At 60.5% G+C, this 12,020-nt stretch carries 10 protein-coding genes; 7 read left to right on the top strand and 3 right to left on the bottom strand.

Annotated elements, in window-relative coordinates:
- Positions 1–213: 213 nt before the first annotated feature.
- Both AB4Z13_RS06015 and AB4Z13_RS06010 read left to right on the top strand, forming a co-directional pair.
- Entirely contained in the window at positions 214–1,533 is a 1,320-nt protein-coding gene (locus tag AB4Z13_RS06015; protein WP_439014453.1) for an efflux RND transporter periplasmic adaptor subunit, read from the top strand.
- On the top strand, positions 1,530–4,646 hold the full coding sequence (locus AB4Z13_RS06010) for an efflux RND transporter permease subunit (protein WP_439014452.1): 3,117 nt from the start codon (positions 1,530–1,532) through the stop codon (positions 4,644–4,646). Before AB4Z13_RS06015 ends, AB4Z13_RS06010 begins: the two co-directional genes overlap by 4 nt.
- A 36-nt stretch (positions 4,647–4,682) precedes the next feature.
- On the opposite strand, the gene blaOXA is transcribed toward AB4Z13_RS06010, so the two are convergent.
- The gene (gene blaOXA, locus AB4Z13_RS06005; protein WP_439014451.1) at positions 4,683–5,507 is read right to left on the bottom strand and encodes a class D beta-lactamase; all 825 of its coding nucleotides are present in this window, start codon (positions 5,505–5,507) and stop codon (positions 4,683–4,685) included.
- Between the two features lie 104 nt (positions 5,508–5,611).
- Here blaOXA and AB4Z13_RS06000 point away from each other — a divergent pair, with 104 nt between their 5' ends.
- The 5 genes from AB4Z13_RS06000 (at position 5,612) to AB4Z13_RS05980 (ending at position 9,541) form a co-directional block, all read left to right on the top strand.
- Positions 5,612–6,502 (top strand): LysR family transcriptional regulator, encoded by an 891-nt coding sequence (locus AB4Z13_RS06000; protein WP_439014450.1) that lies wholly within the window; start codon positions 5,612–5,614, stop codon positions 6,500–6,502.
- A gap of 233 nt (positions 6,503–6,735) precedes the next feature.
- Positions 6,736–8,031: an Hsp70 family protein gene (locus AB4Z13_RS05995; RefSeq protein ID WP_442205941.1), complete on the top strand. Its 1,296-nt coding sequence runs from the start codon at positions 6,736–6,738 to the stop codon at positions 8,029–8,031.
- A gap of 68 nt (positions 8,032–8,099) precedes the next feature.
- Positions 8,100–9,002 carry a uracil-DNA glycosylase family protein gene (locus AB4Z13_RS05990; RefSeq protein ID WP_439014448.1) on the top strand — a complete coding sequence of 301 codons (903 nt, stop codon included), beginning with the start codon at positions 8,100–8,102 and terminating at the stop codon, positions 9,000–9,002.
- A 134-nt stretch (positions 9,003–9,136) separates the two neighbouring features.
- Positions 9,137–9,328 (top strand): hypothetical protein, encoded by a 192-nt coding sequence (locus tag AB4Z13_RS05985; protein ID WP_113324116.1) that lies wholly within the window; start codon positions 9,137–9,139, stop codon positions 9,326–9,328.
- Positions 9,329–9,394: 66 nt separating this feature from the next.
- Positions 9,395–9,541, top strand: coding sequence for a hypothetical protein (locus AB4Z13_RS05980; RefSeq protein WP_439014447.1), 147 nt, complete (start codon positions 9,395–9,397; stop codon positions 9,539–9,541).
- Here AB4Z13_RS05980 and AB4Z13_RS05975 read toward each other — a convergent pair whose 3' ends face one another.
- The gene (locus tag AB4Z13_RS05975; protein WP_310382759.1) at positions 9,542–10,414 is read right to left on the bottom strand and encodes a hypothetical protein; all 873 of its coding nucleotides are present in this window, start codon (positions 10,412–10,414) and stop codon (positions 9,542–9,544) included. It lies immediately after the preceding gene.
- Between the two features lie 247 nt (positions 10,415–10,661).
- Positions 10,662–11,600 (bottom strand): DMT family transporter, encoded by a 939-nt coding sequence (locus AB4Z13_RS05970; RefSeq protein ID WP_439014446.1) that lies wholly within the window; start codon positions 11,598–11,600, stop codon positions 10,662–10,664.
- Positions 11,601–12,020: the final 420 nt, after the last annotated feature.

Below are 12,020 nucleotides of genomic sequence, written 5' to 3'. Positions count from 1 at the left end.
TGCGCTGGCAGGTCACCAAGGCGGAGGACGCTGCCTATCCGACTATATATTAGTATAGTTTGAATATTACAGAATGTTCATTACCAAAATTTAAGCCATTATAACCGCTTAGTGATCATCGCCGGGGTGATTATGTCTTTTTTGCGCCGCAATATAGGCGGCTCAATCAGCGCGGAAAATCACGCAATCTGCCCAACAAAACCGGTTTCGCTTATGAAGAAATTTTGGATCACCGTCACTATTGTAGCCGTGGCCGCGGTTGGCTTCTGGCAGTTCGGGGACAAGATCCCCTATGCTTCACGCATCCCCTATCTCTCACAGTTCATCAACAAGCCTGAGGGCAGCCAGAACAACGGCCATCAGCAGGCGCAGGCCGATCAGGCCCAGAGTGGCGGCGGGCAGCAGGGTGGTCAACAACAGGGTGGCGGGCGCAGGCGTGGCGCGAACGGTGGTCCCACGATGATCAAGACCGTTGCAGCCGTGAAGGCCGCTCTGCCCATGGATGTGACGGCGACCGGTTGGGCCGATGCCGAGGATAATACGACGATTGCCGCACAGGAACAGGGCCTCGTCGTCAGCATCGAGTCCGAAGACGGTGCGACGGTCAAGGAGGGCGATCTGATCGCCAAGCTGGACGACCGGACGGCCAAGGCCGCCGTCGACAAGGACAATGCGATGATCGTGCGCGATACGGCAACGCTCGCAGAATCCGAGACGGCGCTGACCCGGGCGCAAGACCTCTTCAACCAGAAGGCCGGCACCCAGCAGAGCCTCGATCAGGCCAGGGCTGCCCGCGATACTGCCGCCGCGACCGTCGAAGCCGACAAGGCCACGCTTGCTTCGGACCAGGTCATCCTCGAGCATACCGATATTCGCGCGCCCTTCGACGGCAGGCTCGGCGATATCGCCCTCAGCAAGGGCGCCTTCGTCAATGCCGGTGCGGCCATCGTCACCATCGCCAAATACGATCCGATCTATGTGAAGTTCCACCTGCAGGAGCGCTACCTGCGCGTCCTGAAGAAGGCGCTGGCCTCCGGTCCGGTCGAGGTCAGCACGGCGCCCAATTCCACCAAGGGGCAAGTGCGCAAGGGCGAAATCAGCTTCTACGACAATACGGTCGACACGGCATCGGGCACGATCCTCGCCAAGGCTAAGTTCGAAAACGCCTCCGGCGCTCTGTGGCCTGGCCAGTCGGTCAATATCGTCGTGCATTTCAACAACGACGAGCAGCAGGTGGTCGTACCGACGGTTGCCGTCAGCCCCGGCCCCGACGGTTTCTTTGCCTTCGTGGCCAAGGACGGAAAATCGCATCTGACGCCTGTTACCGTCGCCCGCGCCAACGGCGGCTTCACCGCCATCGCGTCGGGCCTTTCGGAGGGCGACCATGTGGTCGTCGAAGGCCAGGGTCAGCTCAGCGACCAGCAGGCGGTCAACGAACAATTCGACGACAAGACGCTCAACGTCGCGTCCGCTGACGTGCCTCAGCAACAGCAGCAACAGGCCGAGACGATCGCGGTGGGGGCTGAGCAATGATCCCGAATTTCTGTATTCAGCGCCCGGTGGCGACGACGCTGCTTGCGATCGGTGTCATTCTGGCAGGCCTCGCGGGCTACCGGCTCGTGCCGGTTGCGGCTCTGCCGCAGGTCGACTTCCCGACCATCAACGTTTCGGCGCAGCTGAGCGGCGCCTCGCCGCAGACGATGGCGACTTCGGTCTCGACACCGTTGATCAAGCAGTTCGAGACGATCCCCGGTATCAGCGAAATCAGCGCGTCGAGTTCGCTCGGCAGCACCAGCATCGTGCTGCAATTCGACCTGAACCGAGATATCGATGCGGCCGCCGCCGACGTGCAGGCGGCCATTTCGCATGCGACGCGGCAGCTGCCCGACAACATGACGACACCGCCGAGCTACCGCAAGACCAACCCGGCCGATGCGCCGATCATGCTGCTTTCGGTGCAGAGCAACACCATGCCGCGCAGCAAGCTCGACGAGATCGCCGAAGACATTATTTCGCCGTCGCTGTCGACGCTTCCGGGCGTCGCCCAGGTCAGCGTCTTCGGTGCGCAGACCTATGCCGTGCGCGTCGAGGTCGATCCCAACAAGCTGCTGACCCGCGGCATCGGCATCGACACCGTCAACAAGGCGCTTGCGGCCGCCAACAGCCAACAGCCGGTCGGCACGCTGCAGAACAATTCGCAGGCCATGACCATCACGGCGAATACGCAGCGCACCAACGCCGAGCAGTTCCGTTCGCTCGTCATCGCCAATCCGAACGGCGCGCCGGTCCATCTCGGCGATATTGCCGATGTCCAGGACAGCGTCGAGAACCAGTATACGGGCAGCTGGTATGACGGCCAGCGCGGCATCATCCTTGCCATCCAGCGCCAGCCGGATGCCAATACGGTCGATGTCGTGGATGCGATCAACGCCAAGCTGCCGCAGCTCCATGCCGAAATCCCGCCCTCGGTCAACACGGTCATCATGAACGATGCCGCAAAGCCGATCCGCGATGCCATCGCCGACGTGAAGTTCACGCTGCTTCTGACGATCGGCCTCGTCGTTCTCGTCATCTACCTCTTCACCGGCCATGCGACCGCTACGATCATTCCGGGGCTTGCCGTTCCGCTGTCGCTGATCTCGACCTTCGGCATGATGTATGTGCTGGGCTACAGTATCGACAATATCTCGCTGCTGGGGTTGACGCTCGCGGTGGGTCTCGTGGTGGACGACGCGATCGTCATGCTGGAAAACATCCTGCGGCATGTCGAGGAAGGCATGCCGGTGCGGGAGGCGGCTATCAAGGGTGCGGGCGAAGTCAGCTACACGATCATCTCCATGTCGGTGTCACTGATCGCGGTCTTCATCCCAATCCTCTTGATGGGCGGCGTGGTCGGCCGCGTGTTCAACGAATTCGGCATGGTGGTGGCGATCGCCATCATCGCTTCGGCCATCGTATCGCTGACGGTGACGCCGATGCTCGGTTCGCGCCTTTCCAACAACCACAGCCGTCCGCCACTCATCATCCGCATCTTCGACGCCGGTTTCGAGCGGACGCTGCGCGGCTACGACAATGCGGTCGGCTGGTGCCTTCGCCACCGCCCCTTCATCCTCGGGATCTTCTTCGCTTCCGTCGCGCTGACGATCTATTTCTTCATGACGCTGCCGACGAGCTTCTTCCCGCAGGAAGATATCGGCCGCCTGACGATCAGCACCCAGGCGCGACAGGACATTTCCTATTCGGCGATGGAAGCCCTGCAGCAGCAGGCTGCCGCGATCGTCAAGGCGAACCCAGCCGTCAACCATGTGATGTCGACGATCGGTGGCAACCCCAACAAGCCACAGAACAACGGCTCGATGTTCGTCGAACTGAAGGACAAGGATCAGCGTGCACCGCTTGACCAGACGCTGCGCGAGCTGCGCACGGCGATCAACAAGATCCCCGGCCTGCAAGCCTTCGTGACACCGAACCAGAGCCTGCGCTTCGGCGGACGCCAGACTGCCAGCCAATATCAGCTGGTCATACAGGCACTGAACGCCGACCAGACCAACTTGTGGGCAGGAAAGGTCCAGCAGGCGATGCGCGCCGACCGCCTGTTCACGGACGTGACCTCGGATGCGCAGAACAACGCCCTGCAAGCCAATATCGTCATCGATACCGAGCGGGCAGCCGCCTACGGGATCGACAACGACACGCTGCGCACGACGCTGCAGGAATCCTTCAGCGGCTTTGCGGCTGCGGAAATCCAGTCGACCGGCGACAGCTACGACGTCATCGTCGAATATGACACGAGCAAGCCCTGGGACGACCAGAAGCTATCGGAAATCCGGGTCGCTTCTTCCAATGGCAGCCTGGTGCCGCTGTCGAACTTTGCGCATGTCGAGCGCACGGTCGGACCTGTCACCATCAACCAGACGGGTCAGCTCGTCTCGACCACCGTGTCCTTCAACCTGCCGGAAGGCGTATCGCTCAGCGACGCGACGGCCAGGATCGAGCAGATCAAGAAGGACCTCGACATGCCGGCAGACGTCTTCACGTCCTATGGCGGTACGGCAGAGATCTTCCAGCAGTCGCAGGGCAATACGCCCTATCTGATCCTGGCGGCTGTTCTGACCATCTATGTCGTGCTCGGCGTGCTCTATGAAAGCTTCATCCACCCGCTGACCATCCTCTCCGGCCTGCCGGCGGCGGCCTTCGGGGCACTGCTCGCGCTTAAGATCATGGGCTTCGACCTGTCGATCATCGCCCTCATCGGCCTCCTGATGCTGATCGGTATCGTCAAGAAGAACGCGATCATGATGATCGACGTGGCGGTGGAAACCATGCGCACGACGGGCGAGAAGGCGACAGCGGCGATCCACGAAGCATGCGTGCGACGCTTCCGTCCGATCATGATGACGACCTTCTGCGCCCTGCTCGGCGCCCTGCCGATCGCGCTCGGCACAGGTGCGAGCTCGGAACTACGCCAGCCGCTCGGCATCGCCGTCGTCGGTGGCCTCATCGTCTCGCAGATGCTGACGCTGTTCATCACGCCTGTCATCTTCGTCGAGATGGACCGCTTCGGGAATTTCCTCCACCGCATGCTCAGCCGCGAGAAGAAGGAAGAGCATGTGGCAGCGGAAACGCGAGCGATGGCCGCGGAATAGAGAGACAGAAAGGGCGCCTTCCGGCGCCCTTTCGCATCAGCGGCCTTCGACCAGCTTGGGGAAATCCGCGACCAGCGTATCCCGCGTCTCGAAGCTGATCGGATTGTCGCTGTAGCGGTGATTGGCGATATAGAGCCTTGCGAAGATGAGCCGCCTGTCGCCCTTGGTCGCCCAGCCGACAAACCAGCCGAGCGGCCGTTCGTAATTGGTCTTGCCGGCCGCATTGCGCAACCAGCCGGCGCCGGTTTTGCCCTGAATATCCCAGCCGCCAGCCGCCTGGAAATGCGGCACGATCGCCTCCGTCATCTGCCGCGCACGTTCCGAAATCGGCAGGATGCCGGTCCGGAAGCGGCGCAGGAAGCGCACCTGATCTTCGGCCGAGATCTTCAGCGAGGACATCAGCCAGGATTCGGTCAGTCCATCCGTATTGCCAGGCCCGCCCGTAACATCCTGATTGCCGTAGCCGAAACGCCTGACGTAATCGGCAAAGGCGCGCTTGCCGAGCTTGCGGGTCAGCGCCTGTGAGAACCAGACGATGGAATCCCGCTCCCAAATGGTCGGATCGGTATCCTTCTGCTCGCGTGGGGATCGCCTGAGCTTCGGATCATATGTCCAGAGCGGATTGTGCTCGTCGACCAAAATGCCGGAATCATAGCCCATCATGGCCAAAGGCAGTTTGAAGGTCGACTGCGGATAGAAGCCCTGGTCGCAATTGCCCTGACGGTAAATCGTCTCGCCGGTCTTCTCATCGATGATGACGGTGCAGCGGATCGCATCCGCGGCATCGGCCGGCGATACACCCATGGAAATTGCTGTAATACTTATGGAAAATGCCAGAAGAAGAAGTCTTTCGAAAGCCACTTTCGTTCTCCATATGGTTCGACCTCAGCTTTCTAGGCCGGCCTGGAAGGCCTGATCAAACGATGATATTTCCGGTCAGGCATAAATCAGATTAGGCCATTGCCATGGTTCGACCATATTTGCCGCTGAACTCGCTGCGTGCTTTCGAGGCGGCGGCGCGGCACCTTTCCTTCACCCGGGCGGCGATCGAGCTCTGCGTTACGCAGGCGGCCGTCAGCCATCAGGTGAAGCTTCTGGAACAGCGCCTCGGGGTGAGCCTGTTCCGCCGCCTGCCACGCGGGCTGATGATCACGGAGGAAGGGCTTGCGCTGCTGCCTGCCCTGCAGGATTCCTTCGACCGCATGGCCGATATGCTGGAGCGTTTCGAGGGCGGCCATGTGCGCGAGGTGCTGAAGCTCGGCGCCGTCGGCACGCTCGCCGTCGGCTGGCTCCTGCCCCGGCTTGCCGATTTCCGCGAGCAATATCCATTCATCGATCTCAGGCTTTCGACCAACAACAATCGCGTCGATATAGCCGCCGAAGGGCTCGACTATACGATCAAGTTCGGCAATGGCGCCTGGCACGATATCGAGGCGGAGGCACTGTTCGAGGCGCCACTTTCGGTGCTCTGCATTCCCTCGATCGCCCGCCAGCTTTCTTCCCCTGAAGATGTCGCCCATCAGACATTGCTGCGCTCCTACCGCGCCGACGAATGGCCAAGCTGGTTTGAGACGGCGGGCGTCACACCGCCGCCGATCCGGGGCATGGTCTTCGATTCCTCCGTGCTGATGATCGAGGCGGCACTGCAGGGTGCGGGCGTGGCGCTGGCGCCGCCCTTGATGTTTTCCCGCCAGCTTGCGGCGGGCGAGCTGGAGCAGCCCTTCCCGATCTGGATTTCCAAGGGCAGCTACTGGCTGATGCGGCTCAAATCCCGCTCCGTCACGCCTGCCATGGAGATGTTCCGCAAGTGGATCGGCAGGATGGCCGAGGAGACGCGGATGCAGCTCGGAAACTGATTAGAGCGCCGTGCATCCGCACAGCGCTCTAACTCTCTAGATTTGCGCATCAGGCTTTCCGAAAATCGATTCCGATTTTCGGGCCGATGCTAAGGCGGGTTGCTTTCCGACCTCTCCTGTGCGATCACGCGCCTCTCAAAACATCTTCGGGGGCGCAGCAAAGCGCCCTTTCGCATTTCGGGGTATCTGCCCCGGCTCATAGATTTTCGACATATTTGATAGGGAGCACGGCCATGGCACGGGCGCTCGGGCTTGACTTCGGCACGACCAATACTGTTCTGGCGCTGGCAGATGGCGACGCAGACACACATTCCATATCGCTTACCAGCAGCGCCGGCACGGCCGACAGCATGCGCACCGCGCTCTCCTTCATGAAGGATCCGCAGCTCGGTGCCTCGGCGCTGAAGGTCGAGGCCGGGCACGCGGCGATCCAGCAGTTCATCGACAATCCCGGCGACTGTCGTTTCCTGCAGTCGATCAAGACCTTTGCGGCCAGCGCCCTCTTCCAGGGCACGATCATCTTCGGCAAGCGGCAGAGCTTCGAAGACCTGATGGAAATCTTCATCCGGCGCCTGCGCCATTACGCAGGCGAGAACTGGCCCGAAGATACCGGCCGCATCATTGCCGGCCGCCCGGTGCATTTTGCCGGCGCCAGTCCGGACCCGGTGCTGGCCGTGCAGCGCTACAACGAGGCGCTGACGCGTTTCGGCTTTCCGGAAATTCACTATGTCTACGAGCCTGTTGCGGCCGCCTTCTACTTCGCGCAAAACCTGAAGTCCGATGCGACCGTGCTCGTTGCCGACTTTGGCGGCGGTACGACGGACTATTCGCTGATCCGCTTCGAGACCAGGGCCGGCAAATTGACGGCAACGCCGATCGGCCATTCCGGTGTCGGCGTCGCAGGCGATCATTTCGACGCGCGCATGATCGACAACATCGTCGCGCCGCTGATCGGCAAGGGCAGCCATTTCAAGAGCTTCGACAAGATCCTTGAGGTGCCGTCAAACTACTATGCGAGCTTCAGCCGCTGGAACCAGCTGTCAATCTTCAAGACATCGCGGGAATTCGAGGATCTGAAGAAGCTGGTGCGCACGGCGCTGGAACCGGAGAAGCTGGAAACCTTTGTCGATCTCATCGATCATGACGAAGGCTATCCGCTCTATCAGGCGGTCTCGGCAACGAAGATGGCGCTTTCCTCCGCGGAGGAAGCACCCTTCGATTTCGCCCCGCTCGGGCGCGGCGGTCATCGCACGATCAAACGCCGCGATTTCGAAAGCTGGATCGTCGGCGACCTCGCCCGCATCGAAGGGGCGCTCGACGAGGTGCTGGAAAAGACCAATACGGATGTGTCCGGCATCGACAAAGTGTTCCTGACCGGCGGCACATCCTTCGTGCCGGCGGTGCGGCGCATCTTCACCGAGCGCTTCGACAGGGACAAGATCGAGACCGGCGGCGAACTGCTGTCGATCGCGCATGGTCTGGCACTGATCGGCGAACGCGACGATATCAACCAGTGGACTGTGCAATAGCAGCCGAAAGGGCGCCGGCAGACCTGCCCGCCCTTTCATTGCCGTTTTCGCTCCGCTAAAGTCTGTCCATGATCTCCGCCAACGACCTGAGTCCGGCCGAACTTTCAGCACTTCTGCATTTTCATGCGGAGGCGGGTGTGGACTGGCTGCTGGAGGAAGAGCCGGTCGATCGTTTCGCCGAGTTCGAGGCGATGAAGGCTGCGCGCCGTTCGGCGGCACCGGCCGCGCAACCGCAGCAGGATAGACAGGCACCACCTGAGAGGCAGGCGTCCTCCCGCCCTGCCCCACCCGCGCCGCAGCAGCACGCGGCCGTGTCGGCTCCTGCCTCGCGGCCACAACCGGCAATTCCCGACGGTGAGGCGGTGCAGCAGGCGCGGTTCGCAGCCGAGAGCGCCCGCTCGCTTGCAGAACTCAAGACGGCGCTCGAAGCCTTCAATGGGTGCAATCTGAAAAACAGCGCCCGCTCGACTATTTTCGCAAGCGGCGATCCGGCAAGCGGCATCATGGTGATCGGCCCGGCGCCAGGCGCCGATGACGAGCGTGAGGGAGTGGCCTTTGCCGGCCGGCAGGGCCAGTTGCTAGACCGGATGCTGGCCTCGATCGGGCTTGAGCGGTCAGCCATTCTCCTGACGCAGATCATTCCCTGGCGTCCGCCCGGCAGCCGCATGCCCTCGGCGGCCGAGACGGAGATCTGCCGTCCCTTCATCGAGCGGCAGATCGCGCTTGCCGAACCGCGCGCCATTTTGCTGCTCGGCAACTATACGGCACGATTCTTCTTTGGCGAAACTGACACGATCCACGGGCTTCGCGGCCGGTGGAAGGAGATCGCTGTCGCAGATCAGGTCATTCCGGCCATCGCCAGCCTGCATCCGCAAGACCTGTTAACCGCGCCAGTAAACAAGCGGCTGGCCTGGAGCGATCTACTGGCCTTCCAGGCTAGACTTAAAGAGCTGTCTCTGCTTACAAATTAGCCAAGTTTGAAAATATTATGAATTTGTCCATGCAATATACGCATGGCTGCATCCTGCAAGGGTGCATTGAAGAATCAATGCTGCACTGCAATATAGAAGGCGTGTCTTGGGAGGAATGAACAGGAACCAAGGCCATGAGCAAGCGTTTTCGTCCTATACATTGCGGGTTTGAAACCCTGCGCCAAGCAAGCGATCAGGTTCGCACCACGCAGGGCTACAGCCGTTTCGGCTTTGCCACAAACGAACAGATGATCGCCCGCGGTACCGGCATCAACGGTCGTACTTCGCGTCCGGTGATGATCTTCGCGGATTTCCAGGAATATTGAAAATTCCGGAATGATGATCCGGCAGGCGGTTCGCCTGCCTTTTCGCATTTCAAGAAGCAACGACCGATGTCAACAATTCTGATTTCACTGCTGCGCCACATCGACTCTTTCGAGCATATCCGTGCTGCCGTCTGCGCCGCGCACGAATATCGCCGCGAGCTTTGCGATGCGCCGTCCGAGGTCAAGAGCCCGGCTTCCGCCATCGCGCTCTGATCAGGCGCCTGCGCTCTCGAATCTTTCCTTGGCGGATTCGAAGGCTTCGTCCACATAGGCGAACTTGATCGCCTGCCAGCCGACATATTCCTTCAGGAAATCGCGCGACAGCCACAGTTGCGACTTCTTCGGCTCGTCGTACCAGCCGACACAGCCGCGCTGCGCGCCCTTGGCGAGTAGCCGCTGGAGATGTGTGCGCGACATCATGAAATCACCGGCAAGCGCGCGGGTTTCCACCTTGCCGATCGCCAGCCTTGCCGGATCGGATCCTTCGAGATCGAGCCGGGACATGAAGTGATCGATGACCATACCGCCCGCTTCCGTCCAGAGGAACAGCGCCACCTGTTCAGGCGGTTCGCGCCAGTTGATATCCTCGAGGCAGTTATAGGCAACACGCGGCTGGATCTGGCGGAAAAGCGTGGGATTTTCCTGCAGAAACGCCGCCCGGCTTCCACCATCGATGAGATCAAGCGCGCCGAGGTTGGAGTACAACCAGCCGAACATTGCCTGGTGGCTGACTTCGGCCGGCTCGAAATGGCGAGGACGGCGGCGTTCGTCACCGGGCGTATGGGTGATGAAGCGGTAGGTGAAGAGCTCTTCGATGAAGGCAAGCACCGTGTTGCGGCTGGCGATCTTGTGCGCCGTGATCTTGCCGGTCAGCCGGACGGCGGTGAAACCCGAGGTCACGTCCCGCGGATCATATTCCAGATGCAGCGCATAGGCCGTCTGCGTCAGCAGCCAGCGTTGATGCGAGGCCAGCAGGCGCGCCAGCCGCGGCCCCGCATCAAACATGCCGCGCATTTGCCCGGCCAGAAAGCGAATGCTCACTACAAAAGAAGGATCCCGCGCCAGTTGTTCCGCCGTGAACGCCATGATGCTTTTCCTCAACCCTCGCTCGCAAGCCAGCGTTCGGAGCAGCGATACCGAAACTCCCCCGGCATCTATGGCCTATCGATTATGCACGGCTTTGAATAAATGAAAGTAATTCACTTTCATAACCATATTTTTGCGAAAAGCGATATCCCAAGATTTCACCATCCCATTCTCTTTTGAGGGGCGGATGACATAATTTTTCAATCAGAGCGATAAAAAATTCGCCTTGTGATATAGGTTCAGCCGCTCAGGATTGCGGCGCACCGGCTTTTCGCGCTTCGCGGCGCTCCAGGCCAAGCTGGTGCTCGCGGTAGATGATGAAGATGCCGGCGGCAATGACGATGACCGTGCCGAAAAGCATCGTACTGCTCGGAACGTCGCCGAACACATAGTAAGCGACGATGCCGCCAAGCAGGATCGAGCTGTATTCGAAGGGAGCGACGGTGGAAACATCCGCGTGCCTGTAGCTCTCGGTCAGGAGGATTTGCGCCACACCGCCGCAGAAACCGGCAGCGATGAGGAAAGGAGCCGAGGACCAGTCGAGCAGAAGCCAGCCGAGGGGGACGGTCGCAAGCGAGAAGACCGAAGCGGTGATCGAGAAGTAGAGGACGATCGTCGCCGTCTTCTCTTCCTCCACGAGCCGGCGCACCTGGATCATCGCCATGCCGCCGAGCACGGCCGACAGCAGCACGCAGAGTGCACCGACCGCCTGTTCAGCCGCCATGCCGCCCTCCCGGAACAGCGTGAGCTTCGGCCAGGAGATGATGGCGACACCGATGATGCCGAAGCAGACGGCGCTCCAGCGATAGACGCGCACCGTCTCTCCTAAGAAAACCGCCGCGAAAATGACGGCGACGAGCGGCGTGGCATAACCGAGCGCGATCGCCTCCGGCAGCGGCAGATGCAGAAGCCCGTAGAAGCCGAGCCCCATCGAGATGATGCCGAGCGTGCCGCGCTTCAGATGGCCGATCGGATTGGCCGTATAGAAGGCAGAGCGCAGCTGACGCCGGTAGCCGAGATAGGCCATGATCGGAAACAGCGCGAAGAAGGAGCGGCAGAAAGTCACCTGCCCCGGCGGAATATCCGACCCAGCCAGCTTGATGAATGTCTGCATGGCCAGGAAGACCACGACCGACGAGACTTTCAGCGCAATGCCTCTCATCGGGTTTCTGAGAACCGATTCCATAATCCAGGCTCTTATGCGGGCATGCCGAGCGGGGGAGACGCGTTCGACTCGAACGCAGCGGATGATTTCTTCATCGTAACCGAAGAAATGCACCGGTGGGAAAAAATCTGCGCGCAGTAGAGCGCCGTGCGTCCATTCGGACGCACAAAGGACGCCCTAACTCTTGGAATCTAAGTATCAGGCTTTCCGAAAATCGATTCCGATTTTCGGGCCAATGCTGTGGGCGGCAAGTATTTACCCGCTTTTTGTCTGCCGCTTTTCTGTGCAATTCCGTTTTCTGATGAAAAAACTTCGCGTTTTACGCTTATTCGCCCGAAAATGTTCGCATCCGCACCCATTGCGTTAACCGGTTGCAAACCATGCCACCGCATCGTTCTCAGCTAATTAATCATACAAAAGAATCGCATTCGTTCCGCAGCC

This window comes from Rhizobium sp. YAF28, assembly GCF_052113285.1.
GTDB lineage: Bacteria > Pseudomonadota > Alphaproteobacteria > Rhizobiales > Rhizobiaceae > Rhizobium.
The sequence above is the reverse complement of the archived record's forward strand: the minus strand, read 5'-3'. Positions and strand labels throughout refer to the sequence as shown.